The sequence below is a fragment of the Indolivaga capnocytophagoides DSM 22835 genome (genome assembly GCF_000426485.1).
Taxonomy (GTDB): domain Bacteria; phylum Bacteroidota; class Bacteroidia; order Bacteroidales; family Dysgonomonadaceae; genus Dysgonomonas_A; species Dysgonomonas_A capnocytophagoides.
Genome location: NZ_AUFL01000009.1, coordinates 23,027 through 39,302, shown reverse-complemented (window position 1 = coordinate 39,302; position 16,276 = coordinate 23,027). Strand labels below are relative to the sequence as shown.

Sequence of the window (16,276 nt, the reverse complement as noted above, 5' to 3'; positions counted from 1 at the left end):
ACGAACTAATAGAATGGTATAACCGATGTTGTAAATTTCTATTTTTCACAAAACGTATATGATCAAACATTTCATGAAAGAAAGTTTGCTAATCTTAAAATATTTATTTCCTTTGTTTATTATTTCCAGTGGAATTATAATATATGTGCATAATTACAAAAATAAAGAATATACAGAAAATACTTTATAGACTCGAAAAAGTGTTTTTAGAAAACAATGGCATCACATTAAATGAAGCTATTATTATATATTCTTTGCCCGAAACAAGAAGCTCCTGTGCGGGTTATATGTCCGGCCAGCTTGACGTATCGAACTCCCGGACATCTAAAATTCTGAGTAGCTTAGAGCAGCAGGAATATATTATAAGGACAATGGGACAAGCCGATAAAAGGCAGATGCTTTTTTCATTAACGGAAAAGGGACTGGAGAAAAAGAAAGAAATACAGAGATCTGAAGGTGAATATAGAGAACTTATTAAGTCATTGGCTAAGTTTATGGACTAACCAAAATTTCAGACAGATCTTATAAACCATTTTATTAAAAAAATAAATATATGAAAATATTAATTGTAGGAGGAGTTGCCGGGGGAGCATCTGTTGCAGCCCGTTTAAGGAGAATGGATGAACAGGCTGAAATTATTTTATTTGAAAGAGGCGAATATATTTCTTATGCCAATTGTGGATTACCATATTATATCGGAGGTACAATAGCGGACAGAGATAATCTTTTCGTCCAAACTGTAGATGGATTTTCTAAGCGATTCAAGATAGACATCAGGGTATTGCAGGAAGTAATCTGTATCAATAGGGAAAATAAAAGTATAACCATACAAAACCTTATCACAAATAAAGAATATACTGAATCTTATGACAAACTTATTCTATCTACCGGATCAGAACCGGTGAAACCTCCAATCAAAGGCATCGATAGCAGAAAGATATTTACACTCCGTAATGTACCTGATACCGATAAAATCAAAAACTTTCTTATAACTCATAAACCCCAAAAAGCAGTTGTCATCGGCGGAGGATTTATCGGACTGGAAATGGTAGAAAATTTACATAATGCAGGACTTGAAGTACAGTTAGTGGAGAAGGCGGATCAGGTTATGGCTCCAATTGATTTTTCCATGGCCGCAATAGTTCATCAGCAACTTAGGCAGAAAGGAGTAGAGCTTTATCTGAAAGAAGGAGTGACTTCTTTCCTCGAAGAAGAAAACGGCGTTAGAATAGTATTGGAAAGCGGTAGAGAACTTATCTCCGATATGGTTATTTTCAGTATTGGTGTTCGTCCCGATATTAAGATTGTAAAAGATGCAGGGCTGGAACTTGGAACGACAGGAGGGATTAAAGTTAATAGTTATATGCAGACGAGTGATAACAATATCTATGCCTTGGGTGATGCCGTGGAAGTACTGAATCCGGTAATAACTAAACAGATGTTGATTCCTTTGGCGGGTCCGGCCAATAAACAAGCCCGTATTGTTGCAGATAACATACTGGAGGATAACAAATATATCTACCCGGGAACTATCGGCACATCTATAGCTAAGGTGTTTGACCTAACCGTTGCGGCGACAGGACTTTCATCCAAAGTGCTGAACAGGGAGTGTATTGAGCATATATCATCTTTTACTCATGGAAGTTCACACGCGGGATACTATCCCGGAGCATCTCAATTGTCAGTAAAGGTTAATTTCTCCCCCTTGAATGGAAAGCTTTTGGGAGCTCAGGTTGTAGGAAAAGAAGGAGCCGACAAAAGAATTGAGTTGTTTTCTGAGGTTATAAAAAAAGGAGGTACAATTTACGATCTGATGGATATTGAGCATGCATATGCCCCGCCTTATTCATCGGCTAAAGACCCTGTCAATATGGCTGGTTTTGTAGCTGATAATATTCTTAAAGGAAAGATGAAAGTAGCCCAATGGCGGGATATTGGAAAAATAAATCTCGCCAAAACGACCCTGTTAGATGTCCGTACTTCAGAAGAATGCAGCGAAGGATATATCAAGGGTGCGATGAACATCCCCCTGGATGAACTGCGTTCCCGGATTAAAGAAATACCAAAAGAGAAGGACGTTTTAATCTATTGTGCTGTCGGCTTACGCGGGTATATTGCTTCGCGGATATTAGCACAATATGGATTTTCTAATGTTCTAAATCTGTCAGGAGGTTATACAACCTATGCAACAGCAATAGCAGAATACTCTTTATAATAGAAAAATTCAGCCATCACTCCGTATTTAAACAAAATTAGAGTTTTAAATACATTATTTCTTATGGAACTATATTCTAATGGAAATAATATATTATCTTTGTAAGAAATATAAACGCAATTAAATATGCAAATAATAAAAAACAATTGGACATATCTCTTAGGAGCACTTATCGGAGCAATAGGTGGATATATGTATTGGAGGTATATTGGATGTAGTACCGGTACTTGTCCCATAACGTCATCACCTACAATCAGTACTCTATACGGAGTTTTATTGGGAGGCTTATTCGGAGGAATTTTTAAAAGAAATAAAAAAAACAAAAATAAAATAAATAATATGGCGGGATTTCTTAGCAGATTACTCGGATTGGAGGACAAAGCTGATTTTAAAGTTCTCTTAGAGAATGGAGCTATACTTCTGGATGTCCGAACAAAAGAAGAATATAAACAGGGAGCAGCAACAAACTCAGTCAATATTCCTCTGGATAGTTTGAATAGTAATTTATCGAAACTAAAAAAAGATAAACCGATTATTGCTATATGCGCCAGTGGTATGCGTAGTCGCAGTGCGGTGACTCTCTTAAAGAATAAAGGTTTTCAGAAAGTATATAATGGCGGAAGCTGGTTTAATTTTAATGAGTAACAGAATGAAACGCATATTAAAGAAATGGGATGCAGCCCGGATAATTCGTTTATTGTTGGGAGTGTTGATAGCTATCTATTCAATATCTACGAAGGATTATATGTTTTTAGTTTTAGGTGGATTGCTACTTTTTCAGGCAATTATGAATATTTCCTGTTGTGGCTCCGCAGGGTGCTATACAGACAATAAGTACAAAGAAAATATTTATGGAGATCAGATAAAAAAATATAAACCGGATTAAAAATGAAGTATACAATACTACTTCCACTTGTGGCATTATTGCTTATTTCTTGTAATAACACAGCTGAGACAAAAAGTCAAACAAAAGAAACAATTAAAAAAGAAGATAAAATGACAACAATACATTTAACAAAAGCAGAATTCTTGTCAAAAGTTGCTAATTTTGAAACAAATCCTACTGAATGGAAATATTTAGGGGATAAACCGGCATTGATTGATTTCTATGCTGATTGGTGTGGCCCTTGTAAAGCTATAGCTCCGGTGCTGGATGAATTGGCCGCAGAATACGGAGGTCGTATATATATTTATAAGATAAATACGGAAACTGAACCTGAACTAGCGTCTGCGTTTGGGATAAGAAGCATACCTTCTTTACTGTTTGTTCCGATGACCGGACAACCTCAAATGGGTGCAGGAGCATTACCAAAACAGCAACTGAAGGAGGCTATTGATAATCTTTTATTAAAAGAGTAACAGTAAATATAAATTTAGACTAAAATGGCAGACAATACAAAGAATTCGCAAGTAAGAACATTATGCCAGATCAGGGATGTGTATCGGGCTATTTATGACTTTGAGTTAAACTTTCAGCAATTATATGATCTTGGACTGAACGAAGGGATGCTGCTATGTTCGCTGAATGCTCAGAAATATTCATCCAATGAATTGGCTAGTGTATTGGGATTGAGCAATTCGAATACATCGAAAGTGATAAAATCGGTCGAAAAGAAAGGGCTTATCAGACGTATTGTAGGTAAGGAGGATAAGCGCCAGATGTATTTTGCTTTGACTGATCTGGGCAAGAAGAAACTTGAATCGATAAAATGTGCTGAGTTTGATATACCTCAAACACTAGAATCTATTATAAAAAGATAAAATTTTTATCTATTGACGATTTGTTCTCTCTTTTTTCTACTATAAAACAAGTTGCAAATACGCAACAAGAACCACTACGTATTAGTAAGTTAGATTTTGGATAAAAGATCTAATTTCCGTGTAATTTCATAGGTTAGGCAAATTTTATTATCTTTGTAAAAGTCTTGAATACATTGAAAACAATATTGTTTTTTCTTCTTTAAAATCTACTTATTCGGTAGATACCTTATTTAAGCGGAGTTGATCCGAAATATAGCCAATATATAATTCAGTTTTCTTAAAGGAATTTAGGTTACTCTTTTGGGCTTCATATGATAATTAATCTGAGGATAATAAAGTTTCTATAGGTTCACTACATCCTTCTGTGTTCAAGCGAATTATTCCATTACATCATATCCACATATGGCGGACCTCCGGCTAATGGGTTTTGTTGCTGATGTTTTACATGTTCTTTACCGAATCCTTCAATAATAATATGCCCTCCGGTTTTCAACAAAGGCAATAACGACCTGTGATATTTCTCTTTTAATTGTTCCGGTAGGTGAACATAGGTAAGAGCAATTACATCATAGGAGTCGACAATATAATTTTCAGAGATATCTTCGAAATCAATCACTTTGAATGAAATATTCACGCTATTCTTTTGGCCAAACGCAAGGCTTTTTCTTTAGCTTGCTGGCTTTGGTCGAAAGCGTCTACACTCCATCCCCTTGTTGTTGCATATACACCATTCCGTCCCTCTCCATCAGCCGGAAGAAGAATTTTTCCTGTTGGAAGCGTATCGATGATTTGCTTGAAGAATAGATTTGGAGCTTCTCCATAGCGGTATTCTTCCATATTGTAACTTTCGTCCCATTTATTATTCATAGTCATTCATTTTTTGTTAATATGCACTGAAGAAATCCGGTTTTATCGTAAATCCTATTCTTACCTGATTTGTATATTTTTTGTAATTCAGCAACCCTTCTCCATAACCGGCATAATAATCCAAAGTTAAGTATTGATTTGAATTTTTCGATACTCTAAATGATAAAGATGTGTGTAAATTAGGGTTTATAAACTGATCCCATGGGATTATATTAAGACTGAACCACCATAAATTTTTACTATCAATATAATTAACCGAAAAGATACCATAACCTTTATAACGTAACAAATCTTTATTATTACCTCCATCCACATAAGGTAGATACACTTGAGCTTTAGCCGATAAGCGCATATTATAGAAATATTTGGCTGACAGATTCAGATAGTTCCAACTACGAGAATCTTCTCCTGCTTTTCCATTCGATTCATGTTCCAGAGAAACCATTACCGCTCCTTTCAGTTTGTTGTTTTTGATAATGTAGCGTCCGACTCCTATTCCGGGATTGTAATTCGTATCGCGGAAAGGGCTCGATTTGTCATAAATATCCCAGAATGACTTTTGAGAATAAATAATGTACAAAAACGAATTGAATGGCAAGACGCTTCTGGTAACTCTGTGGCGAATACTAAACTGGAAGAATGCATCCGCTGTTTTACGGGTTACCGATTTGTTTAAAGGGATTCCCGTTACCATATAATTATCCTTATACACCGCAAAAGGAGCCTGCTTGTCTAGTACAGACCTTACAAGGTCTTCTGAAACTTCAATCGGTCTATGTTTCAATACATTTATTGACTGCATCTCATTCAGATAGTTATTCCGAAGTGAAATACTATCTACCTGTAAGATCGTATTTTCTTGTGAGTAGACCCTGGGTATGTGTATAATGAGGATAAACAATACGATTATTATATAAAATATTGTTTTCATATCTAAAAAAGAGAGCAAAAGACGATTTCAGAATTCGGTTTTGCTCTCTCAGAAACTTATTAATCAATTCACCGTTTAATGTTTAATTTATCGAGCAGGATTTCCAACGGACAAAATTTAGTAAATGAAGACTGTATCAGATTCACTCCCACAAATGCAGGCAACAACAGCCATCCGATGGAAACAAAATAAGCCAACGAAATACCAATCAGAACCATTGTGCCTGCTACTATACGGATAATATATTCACGTTTCATAATCAAATCAATTTAGAGAAGTTTTCTACATCAAGGACAAAAGCATGTACAGGAAAAGGATTATTCGTTTCAATATTACAACTGTCAATCTCTGTAATAGCATTATCAGCAATTTCTTTTGTCACAAAGCTGAAAAGCATTATAGAGTTTGTTTTAGCATTGCTCGCATTAGCCGCAAACCAGCCCAAATTTTCCTCTTTCTTTTTATAGCCAGTGATATTGGTCACACTGAATCGTTTCACTCCGGCATCTTGGAGTAGGCTTGCTACCTGCTCCTGATACTCTTTTATACTTAATACAACTAATAGCTTCATAATCATTTTACTTTCTTTTCAACATTTTATAATACAGTAGTGGTACTACAATCAATGTAAGTACGGTAGAGGTTATTGTTCCTCCCATCAGCGAGATTGCCAGACCTTGAAATATAGGATCGAACAGAATTACAATAGCCCCCAGAACTACACCTCCTGCTGTCAAAACTATAGGCGTTGTACGTACAGCCCCTGCTTCGATAACAGCCTGTTTCAACGGGATGCCGTCTTTGAGCCGTATGTCGATAAAGTCGATAAGTAATACCGAATTTCGCACCATGATTCCGGCAAGAGCTATAAACCCAATCATTGACGGAGCACTAAAGTAAGCTCCCATAATCCAATGCCCGAATATGATACCAATCAAGGATAACGGTATAGCTGCCAATTGTACCAAGGGTGTAATAAAGTTTTGAAACCAAGCCACAATCAGCACATAGATAATGATCAGTACAAATAGAAAAGCCAGCCCCAAATCACGGAATACCTCATATGTTATCTGCCATTCGCCATCCCACTTTAAGGAAAAGTTGTCTTCATATTTTGGTTGCTCACTATATTCTTCCGACAAAGTATATCCTTCGGGAAGTTTTACCTGCGATAATCTATCAGACACTTCCGTAATAGGATATATCGGACTTTCCAAACTTCCTGCAACTTCGGTTAATATATACACTACACGCTTCTGATCTTTGCGATGAATACTCTTTTCTTTTTCTCCTTTTGTAACCTTCACTAAATCGCCTACAGGAATAGCCATTCCTTGTTGACTCACCACTTTTAGGCTTAATACATCTTCAATAGTAGATTTCTCTTTTTCAGGAAATTGAAGGATAATACCAACTTGATTGACAGACGCAGGTTGATGCAACACACCCACGGACATACCCGACAAAGCCGCTCTCATATTCTGAACCACTTGCGCATTCGGAATGCCCAATTTCATCGCTTTGTCTTTATCCACCTCAAATTTATATTCGGTCTGAGCATCTTCTACCGACCAATCCACATCGACTACATTGTCAGTTTGCGCCAACAGATCTTTCACCTGTTTGGCTACAGCTATTTGTTGTTCATAGTCAGGGCCATATACTTCGGCTGCAATGGTAGACATGACAGGAGGACCCGGAGGAACTTCCACCACTTTTACATTGGCATTGTATTTTTTACCGATAGCTTGCAAATCGGCACGCACTGATGTAGCTATATCATGACTCTGTTCACTACGTTCTCCTTTATCAACAAGGTTGACTTGTATATCGGCCACATTATCACCCATGCGCATATCATAATGGCGAACCAACCCGTTAAAGCTGATAGGAGCGGATGTTCCCACATAAGTTTGATAATTCGTTACCTTATCATTCCGACTGATATACACAGCTAATTCTTTAGCTACGGCGGCAGTACGTTCCAATGTCGTTCCCTCCGGCATATCTATCACTACTTGAAATTCATTCTTATTGTCGAAAGGCAACATTTTTACCGGAACAGATTTTGTATAAAACAACACAAACGATCCTAGTAAAACGACAGTTAAGCCAATCATAAATGTCCAGCGGCGTTTTCTGCTTTCCAAAAACGGTGTTACTATTTTAGCATATAATTTGTATATTTTCGTTTCGTGCAAATCTGTTTCTTTTTCTTCACTTTCGTGTTCTTCTCCTTTTTTATCTTTATGTCTTAAGAATAAATAGCCGAAATATGGAGTCAATGTCAGAGCTACCAGTAAAGAGAAAATCATGGCTATGGATGCACCTATAGGCATCGGACTCATATATGGACCCATCATTCCCGATACGAATGCCATGGGCAGTACGGCAGCGATAACAGTCAGCGTTGCCAAGATAGTCGGATTCCCTACCTCATTGATAGCATATAGCGCAGCTTGTAACGGTGGTAGTTTCTTCATCTTGAAGTGACGGTGCATATTTTCCGCAATCACAATGGAGTCATCCACAACAATACCTGTAACAAACACCAAAGCAAACAGTGTAATACGATTGAGTGTATATCCCAAGAAGTAATAAGCAAAAAGAGTCAGGGCAAACGTTACAGGCACGGAAAGAAATACTACCAATCCGCCACGCCAGCCCATTGCCAACATCACAAACAGGGTTACTACCACAATGGCAATAGACAAGTGAAAAAGCAATTCGGATACTTTATGTGATGCCGTTTCTCCGTAGTTACGGGTAACGTCAACATGTATATCATTAGTGATAACATCTTTTTTCAGATGCTCTACTTTGTTGATCACTACCTCTGCCAGCTTCATGGCGTCTGCACCTTTTTTCTTAGCAATGGAAATAGTTACGGCAGAATAGTCATCGGGCATATCCGCTTTTTTATCGCCCGACGCAGCACCATATCCAAACGAAACATATTGTTTAGGGACTTCGGGGCCGTCTTCTACTTCTGCGATTTGATACAGATAGACCGGTTGATTATCATTTGTTCCGACAATCAGATTTTTCACTTCTTCCACATTGGTAAAAAAATTGCCTGTTTGCACTGAATAAACCATATCGCCTGTTACGATATTTCCGCTTTGCATTTGGGCATTGTTCGCTTGTAGAGTTTGGGTTATAGCTCCAAAGTCTAGTTTACTCTGTGCCATTTTATCCTTATCGAGCATGACCTTTACCTGACGGCTCTGTCCTCCTACAACATTGACTTGTGCTACATCCGGTATTTTCTTTATTTCGTTGCCAACCACTTCTGCTACCTGACGTATCTGATAATCGCCCATCTTATCACTCCAAAGAGTGAAAGCTAATGCAGGAACATCGTCTATGGCTCGCGATTTCACCAAAGGCATAGTTGCGCCTTGTGGCATACGATCCATATTCTTCATCATCTCATTGTAGAGCTTAACCAACGAACGCTCGACATCTTCACCCACAAAGAATTGTACAGTAAGCATACCCATACCATTCATAGAGGTAGAATATACATGCTCTACCCCTTTGATATTCGAAATGATCTTTTCGATAGGTTGTATTACTCCCGATTCTACTTCCTGAGGTGTTGCCCCGGGATAACCAATCATAATATCCGCCATAGGGACTTCTATTTGAGGCTCTTCTTCGCGCGGAATGAAATATATGCTGAACAGTCCTAAGAGCATAAAGGCAAACATGAGCAGGATACTCAATTTTGACTTGATAAACGCTCCGGCTATTTTTCCTGAAATTCCGTTTTCCATAATTTTACTTATTTACAGATACTTTTACTCCGTTATATAATTTGCCTTCGGCTTTAGATACAATTCTGTCATTTTGGCTCAAGCCGGAAAGTACTTCTACCTGATTGCCGATTGTCTTACCTAAACGTATCCAGCGAAGATTAGCTTGATTCTGATCGTCTATTACATATACTCCTGTCAGTTGGTCACGATAAACAATTGAGTTTTTATCCAACATAATTTTAGAAGAGATATCCTCTCCTGTTTTATTCGGTATCAAAATATTGACATACATGCCGGAGCGGATATTAGTTTTATCTTTTGCGTCGATAGCTAACTTCATCGAATATTGTCCCCCTGTACGGAATGCCGACGGACTAAGCTCCGATACTTTTCCATCAATAGTTGTGCCTAATGATTTCAACTCTATTTTGGCAACATCTCCTATTTTGACATACGGTATATAGTTTTCGGGAATGGATGCTACGATTTGTAATTCGCCACTCTGCTCAATCGTCAGAATAGGCATTCCTGGGTTTGCCATACTGCCTTCGTCCAGCATTTTTTGTGTTACCACTCCCGAGAATGGTGCGCGTATATTGGTGTAGGAAAGCATTGCATTTATTTCGTTCATCTGCTGGCGAGCCATCTGCACTTTCGCATTCATCGATGTGTTTTGCAAAGACACATCTTCGAGTTCCTTGTCTGATACACTGTTTTGGCTGCGCAGTGTTTTGAAACGCTCATAATCACGCTGCGCATTCTTTGACGCGGCTTCAGCTTCGGTAATCATAGCCTGTACCTGTGCTTTTTTTGCCAGAATATCATCGCTGCTAATAGATACGAGGAGTTGCCCTGACGCTACTTTGTCGCCTGGTTTCACATATATTTTGGTTATATAACCCATCATACGAGTGCTGATATTGGCCGTTTGCTTGGCTGTGACCTCACCACTAAGATAAAAGCCTTCGTTAGATGACTGAGTTGGAGTGTAAACTTCGACTTTCACTATGGTTCTATCTTTATCCTCGGGCTTGTTGGATGAAGAGCAGGAATAGAAAGCCGAGATACCTACTATTACTAAAAATACATTTCTTAAAGTTTTCATATCTATTTATAGGTTTTGTTTATTATTTCGTCTTTGATAAAAAATTGAGGTATGCCTCTGTGATATTATATGACATGATGGACTGTGATAGCAGGAGTTTCTGTTGCGAAAGTTGCGCTTGAGCCATCAACAGGTCAGTGGTGCTGGCTAAACCTTCATGATGGCGATTGGTTAGAATACGTAAGGCTTCGTCGGCTTGCCCTACACTTGTATTTTGCTTGTTTATCTCTATTTGCAAATCGGTCAGATCTCGCTTAGTTTTATTTAGCTCCAGTTCTTCTTTTTTGATGTGCAGATTGAGCTCTTCTTGCATTTTATCACGTTGAAATTGTGCAGACTTCATCTTACTCCGATTCTGATTGCCGGAAAATATTGTCCAGCTTAGATTTATACCTACCAAATAAGAATCATTACGGAATTTGAAGGCTTTAGAATCATTCAGTCCATACGAACCGAAAGCATTGATACGTGGCAGGAATGCCATTTGTGACGATTTTACCATCATATCAGTTGCATTCACAGCCTTGTTTAACGCCATTATATCGGAACGAAAAGATGAAAGTTCAGCGGCTTGATACAGGCTCATCTGTTGGGACAAGGAATCTGTTGTATACACTTCATCGTTAGCATCCTGTCCCATCAAAAGCCGTAGCCCGTCGGAAGCATTATGTATATTACTTTCAGCTTTTGCCAGGGCTGCCTCAATCGTATTCACCTGTACCTGAGCATTCAACACATCCGATTTTTGAACTAATCCTTGATTATAAAAATTGGAAACTGATTGATGTATTTGTTTCACATCATCTAATGATTTTTGAAGAATGTTTCGAGCCTGATACGACATTTGTAATTGAGTATATGCTTTTCGCACTTCAAACTCAATATATTCTTTAGTTCGTTCGACCTTATGTCTATAGACTTCTTCGTTAGCTTTTGCCCCTTTCCGTGCATAAATCATGTCCATATTCAGCAATGGTAGCTTAGCCTCTACCTGCGTACTGTAATTTTGGCTGGCTCCCGGATTGTTTAGCTTGGCAGGATCGAAATCCATAGCTGTAACAGATTCTTGTTGTAGCAAAAAGCCAAATGCATTCAATGGATTATTGGTACTTAAAGCAGTATACCCTACCGTAATTTGAGGAAGGAATACGGCATCTGTTTGATGATAATTTGCATTCGCTACTTTGCCATCTAAATCGGACATTTTCACATTACTGTTATTTTTCACTGCTATTTCTACAGCTTTATCAACGGTGATGTATGGTGAATTTTGCGCCTGGATAGAGAAGCCAAGCCAAATCACACTTAATGTAATAATTATCGCTCTTTTCATTTTTATCATGTTCTTTATTATCGTTTATTTTATTTTCCATTGGAAATATACAGCAAAGGAAAATAATATTTTCCAAAGAAACAAATTTCCACAGGAAAATATAGTAAAATATTATTTATTGCATCATTACGAACATATGTTCATAATAATATTATCTTTGAATGTTTTAAAACCGCAATCAAATAATATTTATGGCTCGAATAAAGAAAAAGAGACTAGTCCAGATGGCTCCTTGTTTTGGAGGATTCAAGCCATTCGGAGTACTTAACGAAAAACGTAGTAAAGTCATGATAAATATTGAAGAATACGAGGCTCTCAAGTTATGTGACTATGAACATTTGACTCAAGCAGAAGCGGCAGAATTAATGAATATCTCACGCCCTACATTTACCCGTATTTATGAAAGTGTTCGATCTAAAATTGCACGGGCATTCATTGAAGGCTTACCGATTACTTATGAGGGAGGAGATAGCTTGATTGCAGAATGGTACACGTGTGATAAATGCGAAATTATATTTACTCTAAAAAATATAGGTGGAAAGAGCTGTCCCCTTTGCAAGAGTAAAGAGATTACATTAAATAAATTTGAGTAAATGATTATTGCGATTTCAACAGATAAAAAAGACGATTTGGATCAGCCGGTTTCGGAAAACTTTGGACGAAGCCAATGCTTCTGTTTGTATAATGCGGATACAGAAGAGGTGATATTTATCGAGAATATAGCAGGGGCGGGAAAACAGAATGCGGGAATAAAAACTATAAATTTCTTACTTGAACTAAATGTTGATACTGTCCTATCAGGTCGTTTTGGTACTATAACGACTGTTTTATTAAGAGAAAAAAACATCCAGATAATCATTCCACAGAGAACAAAAATAGTAAGTGAAATTATCAATCAATTAAAAAATCAAAAGTTATGAAAATTGCAATACCAACAAGAGCGAATGCTGTTGATAATCATTTCGGACATTGTGAATCCTATTCTATATTTACCATCGGAGAGAATAAAAATATAGAAAGTACCGAGACGTTAGCTTCTCCTCAGGGATGTGGCTGCAAAAGTAATATCGCCTCGGTCCTACAAGACAAGGATGTAACAATTATGCTTGCCGGTAATATGGGAACAGGCGCATTAAATATCCTAACAAAACATGGGATAAAAGTATATCGTGGATGTTCCGGAAATGTAACAGGGCTAATCAATGACTTCTTAGACGGTAAAGTGACTGATTCGGGAGAGGGGTGTAATCATCATGAGGAAGGCCATCAGTGTGAACATCACTGATACAAGGATGCAAAGAAAGTGTTAGTCTGCCGATAAGCAGACTAACACTTTTTATCAGTAAATAATTAGTTGAGACCATGTTATTCCGCTAATATCAGTAAGGGTCAGTTTGTATTCACCCTTTTCTAAGGCATGAAGACGCTCATCATCTATAGTCAATACGGCTTTGCTACCTAAAGGTATTACCAAACTGTGTTTTCCCGGAGTAACTTTTGCAACGTAATAATTGCTGATGTTCGTCTCGGGAAACATCGATAATTCTGATCCACTTTTATTAATAACAATATTACCCTCTTTATCCTTCAGTTCAATGCCAATCAGGAAAGAACCGTATACATCTGCTCCTTCTACCCTGAATATCGTAAAGGATAATCCCTTGTTTGTCAAGCTAGCATCTGATATCTCTACAATGGGTTTAACCGACTTGTTGTGAAGATTCCCCCATACTCCATTATGAAAATATTGGTTTGTGAACAAGGTCATAAAGAATATAACGATTGTTCCCGAAATTGCTATTCGTTGTATTGTTTTCATATTTAAAGGAAGGGACCCAGATCCAATCCAAGAAAACAACTTTAGTCTAGACTCCGGCATCTTTTTGAGTAAACAATTATCAATTGAATATTTCCCTCCACCAGTGAAAAACAGTGCAAATCCTGTGGATATACCCAATATTCCGATTTGCCACTCATCCAGACATGTTGTTCCCAACCAACCCGAGCCAAGTAAAATACCTGTTGCTAAAGCCAATACTCCAACGCTCATTAGCCGGGTCATTAGCCCGAGCATAATGAACAGTCCGACAATTGCTTCTATAATAGTAAAGATAACCATCGCCCACCAAAGAGTATCGGGATTAGATACTAGATATTCTATCATAGGTTTTATTCCTAGAGCATTTGGCAGGAAGTGGTTAAATTTTTCTCCGATATATCCCGAAACGTCGGGATTTAACTTGTTTTCAAGAATCAATCGTCGCCAAAAAGCAGAGAAGTAAGTCCACCCGACAACCAATCGTAGTGCTAGCGTGAAAGTCCCTGAAAGACTATATAGTTGAGATAATTCTTTATGATTCTTTTGCATAAGAAAGTTGTTTAATTGTTAAATACTCGAATAAATGAGAAACCCAATAAAATAAATTTCATTTTATTGGTAATTTTAAAACATATTTTCGGGATTTAAATAATTAACTTTCGAAAGAGGAGAAAAATAGGAACCTCTTTGTATCTACTAAGGTTGAAATAGCCAATGTGGGAAATGACTGAAGTGTTTGAATCAGAAGAGGGACTATCTGAATCTTTTCGTAAAAATTGAACTTTAATATTAAAATATTGTTTTCTTTTTTGCGATTCTTTATCCTTAGTTAATACAGCTAGGCATACTTTGGAAGATTTGTAATTGTCAGTTTGAGCAGATGTATTCACCGGAATGTCCAATAATAATCTAACTTCCTGTTTAAGTGGGCAAGAAAGGCTTATGAGGATTGCCAATGGCAATAGAGCCAAATATGTGATAATACTTTTATACATCAACTCGAAAACTTGTACAAATAGAAAGTAAAACAAAGACGAAGCAACAATGTTTGTTTATTTTGTTTATTTTAAGATTCCGTATTCCTCTTTAATTACTTCGGAGTGTCTCCTATATAGCTTTGAAAATTATAATTTGAATGTATATTTAGAATATGACTGTCTGCCATTTATAAACAAATGTCTATCCTTAGTTATTTTATTCTATCCCATAAATCCTAATTAGTAATTATCAATAGTTACCTCATTATTTTTTCTATAAGTTAAAGATGCTTCTTTCATATATGACCTAATCTTATGATAAGTAAGGATATTTATCTATTCTGAGATCACTACAAATATATTATCACTTTCTTTTTGATTCAATAAGGCATTACTTATATATATCCTACGATATAATTTGAGTTAAATGTTTGTTTTAGAGAATACGATAATTGCTAATCTTTGTATGTCTAAAATTGTAAAATATTATTTATATGAAAAAAAAGAAAATTCTTTTAAATAAGAATTCGGTGTTAATAGCTTTTCGGAAAACCCTCGAAATGAAAAAGCTGAGTGGTCGATATCACACGGTTGCGAACTATGTGAGCTTTATTAATAAATTAAATCTGTATCTTGGGAAACAAAGCGAATCTTTTTCTCTAGATGAGCTAAACAAAGGGTGGGTTGAATCATATATTGAATGGCTACATGAAAGACATCCGGATAAACCCCAAACTGTAGATTTCTATTTTAGAGGACTCCGCTCCTTATTTAACGCTACAATTAAGACCAAAGAATATGCCGATCTTAATATTATAAATCCATTTATTGGATTGTATGTGAAGAAAGGATTAACGCCTAAAAGAGCACTTTCCGTAAAAATGTTGTCGAAACTGCTAAATCCGGAATTAGGTTCATCTCTAACCGATAGTCAAAGAGAATCCTTAGATATATTATTAGTGAGTCTATATTGCCGGGGGATGGTCTTTCATGACATATATAACCTCAGCTGGGATATGATTAACGATTTCTGGCAAATTGAATACCGCCGAAGTAAAACCGGACAGTCTATTCGTTTGACTGTTCCAAAAGAGGCACAAGAAATTATGTTACGATATAAAAAAAACAATAATTTGTATATCTTTCCTTTTCTTAGAGAAAAAAATAATAAAACTGTATTATGTGAGAAATCGGCATTAAGACGAATCAATCGGCATGCTTTAATTATTGGTCAAATGCTTCATCTCCCGGGTAAATTAACTACTTATGTTATGCGGCATAGTTGGGCCACATTAATGCTGGAAGCCGGAAAATCGGTTGAGATTATTAGCCAATGCATGGGGCATACATCAATAAGAACAACACAAATATATTTATCGTCTATTTCAACGACAAAAGTAGATCGGGAAGTAAATGATATGTTGAATCGTTTTGTTCGATTGGATAAGAAAAGAAAAGGAAAATATCAAAAAGACTTTTGCACTTCGGTAGTCCCATAAGACTCTTT

The 16,276-nt window shown here is 36.9% G+C and carries 18 protein-coding genes and 2 pseudogenes; 11 read left to right on the top strand and 9 right to left on the bottom strand.

Annotated features, from left to right (window positions below):
- Positions 1 to 143: 143 nt before the first annotated feature.
- From K322_RS0104395 to K322_RS0104365, 7 genes and pseudogenes are all read left to right on the top strand, one after another.
- Complete coding sequence (locus K322_RS0104395) at positions 144 to 503, top strand: MarR family winged helix-turn-helix transcriptional regulator (RefSeq protein ID WP_026625792.1); 360 nt, start codon at positions 144 to 146, stop codon at positions 501 to 503.
- 50 nt (positions 504 to 553) lie between these two features.
- Positions 554 to 2,203: pseudogene (locus K322_RS18530) on the top strand (CoA-disulfide reductase); the annotation flags it as partial.
- Between the two features lie 138 nt (positions 2,204 to 2,341).
- Positions 2,342 to 2,539 (top strand): annotated as a pseudogene (locus tag K322_RS20135) (DUF6132 family protein); the annotation flags it as partial.
- Between the two features lie 15 nt (positions 2,540 to 2,554).
- The gene (locus K322_RS20130) at positions 2,555 to 2,860 is read left to right on the top strand and encodes a rhodanese-like domain-containing protein (RefSeq protein ID WP_026625895.1); all 306 of its coding nucleotides are present in this window, start codon (positions 2,555 to 2,557) and stop codon (positions 2,858 to 2,860) included.
- Positions 2,861 to 2,864: 4 nt separating this feature from the next.
- Positions 2,865 to 3,101 carry a hypothetical protein gene (locus K322_RS0104375; protein WP_026625791.1) on the top strand — a complete coding sequence of 79 codons (237 nt, stop codon included), beginning with the start codon at positions 2,865 to 2,867 and terminating at the stop codon, positions 3,099 to 3,101.
- Positions 3,102 to 3,103: 2 nt separating this feature from the next.
- Positions 3,104 to 3,574 (top strand): thioredoxin, encoded by a 471-nt coding sequence (gene trxA, locus K322_RS0104370; protein WP_026625790.1) that lies wholly within the window; start codon positions 3,104 to 3,106, stop codon positions 3,572 to 3,574.
- Positions 3,575 to 3,598: 24 nt separating this feature from the next.
- Complete coding sequence (locus K322_RS0104365) at positions 3,599 to 3,976, top strand: winged helix DNA-binding protein (RefSeq protein ID WP_026625789.1); 378 nt, start codon at positions 3,599 to 3,601, stop codon at positions 3,974 to 3,976.
- A 385-nt stretch (positions 3,977 to 4,361) separates the two neighbouring features.
- Here K322_RS0104365 and K322_RS21130 read toward each other — a convergent pair whose 3' ends face one another.
- From K322_RS21130 to K322_RS0104330, 8 genes are all read right to left on the bottom strand, one after another.
- Positions 4,362 to 4,610 (bottom strand): class I SAM-dependent methyltransferase, encoded by a 249-nt coding sequence (locus K322_RS21130; RefSeq protein ID WP_260202437.1) that lies wholly within the window; start codon positions 4,608 to 4,610, stop codon positions 4,362 to 4,364.
- Complete coding sequence (locus K322_RS21125) at positions 4,607 to 4,843, bottom strand: methyltransferase domain-containing protein (protein WP_260202431.1); 237 nt, start codon at positions 4,841 to 4,843, stop codon at positions 4,607 to 4,609. Before K322_RS21125 ends, K322_RS21130 begins: the two co-directional genes overlap by 4 nt.
- 16 nt (positions 4,844 to 4,859) lie before the next feature.
- Positions 4,860 to 5,774 (bottom strand): phospholipase A, encoded by a 915-nt coding sequence (locus K322_RS0104355; protein WP_260202429.1) that lies wholly within the window; start codon positions 5,772 to 5,774, stop codon positions 4,860 to 4,862.
- Positions 5,775 to 5,842: 68 nt separating this feature from the next.
- On the bottom strand, positions 5,843 to 6,031 hold the full coding sequence (locus K322_RS0104350; protein WP_006798296.1) for a YgaP family membrane protein: 189 nt from the start codon (positions 6,029 to 6,031) through the stop codon (positions 5,843 to 5,845).
- A 2-nt stretch (positions 6,032 to 6,033) separates the two neighbouring features.
- Positions 6,034 to 6,345 carry a hypothetical protein gene (locus K322_RS0104345; RefSeq protein WP_026625787.1) on the bottom strand — a complete coding sequence of 104 codons (312 nt, stop codon included), beginning with the start codon at positions 6,343 to 6,345 and terminating at the stop codon, positions 6,034 to 6,036.
- 7 nt (positions 6,346 to 6,352) lie between these two features.
- On the bottom strand, positions 6,353 to 9,553 hold the full coding sequence (locus K322_RS0104340) for an efflux RND transporter permease subunit (protein ID WP_026625786.1): 3,201 nt from the start codon (positions 9,551 to 9,553) through the stop codon (positions 6,353 to 6,355).
- Positions 9,554 to 9,557: 4 nt separating this feature from the next.
- Positions 9,558 to 10,640 carry an efflux RND transporter periplasmic adaptor subunit gene (locus tag K322_RS0104335; protein WP_006798299.1) on the bottom strand — a complete coding sequence of 361 codons (1,083 nt, stop codon included), beginning with the start codon at positions 10,638 to 10,640 and terminating at the stop codon, positions 9,558 to 9,560.
- Between the two features lie 22 nt (positions 10,641 to 10,662).
- Positions 10,663 to 11,973 carry a TolC family protein gene (locus K322_RS0104330; protein WP_026625785.1) on the bottom strand — a complete coding sequence of 437 codons (1,311 nt, stop codon included), beginning with the start codon at positions 11,971 to 11,973 and terminating at the stop codon, positions 10,663 to 10,665.
- Positions 11,974 to 12,164: 191 nt separating this feature from the next.
- Between K322_RS0104330 and K322_RS0104325 the strand changes: the two genes are divergently transcribed.
- From K322_RS0104325 to K322_RS0104315, 3 genes are read left to right on the top strand one after another with little or no spacing between them, the layout of a single operon-like run.
- Positions 12,165 to 12,566, top strand: a complete 402-nt coding sequence (locus K322_RS0104325) for a DUF134 domain-containing protein (RefSeq protein ID WP_026625784.1) — start codon at positions 12,165 to 12,167, stop codon at positions 12,564 to 12,566.
- Positions 12,567 to 12,893: a NifB/NifX family molybdenum-iron cluster-binding protein gene (locus K322_RS0104320; RefSeq protein WP_026625783.1), complete on the top strand. Its 327-nt coding sequence runs from the start codon at positions 12,567 to 12,569 to the stop codon at positions 12,891 to 12,893.
- Positions 12,890 to 13,258 (top strand): NifB/NifX family molybdenum-iron cluster-binding protein, encoded by a 369-nt coding sequence (locus K322_RS0104315; RefSeq protein WP_026625782.1) that lies wholly within the window; start codon positions 12,890 to 12,892, stop codon positions 13,256 to 13,258. Before K322_RS0104320 ends, K322_RS0104315 begins: the two co-directional genes overlap by 4 nt.
- Positions 13,259 to 13,312: 54 nt before the next feature.
- Here K322_RS0104315 and K322_RS0104310 read toward each other — a convergent pair whose 3' ends face one another.
- Complete coding sequence (locus tag K322_RS0104310) at positions 13,313 to 14,341, bottom strand: TQO small subunit DoxD (RefSeq protein ID WP_026625781.1); 1,029 nt, start codon at positions 14,339 to 14,341, stop codon at positions 13,313 to 13,315.
- Positions 14,342 to 15,263: 922 nt separating this feature from the next.
- Between K322_RS0104310 and K322_RS0104300 the strand changes: the two genes are divergently transcribed.
- Positions 15,264 to 16,268, top strand: a complete 1,005-nt coding sequence (locus K322_RS0104300; protein ID WP_026625779.1) for a tyrosine-type recombinase/integrase — start codon at positions 15,264 to 15,266, stop codon at positions 16,266 to 16,268.
- Positions 16,269 to 16,276 lie beyond the last annotated feature (8 nt).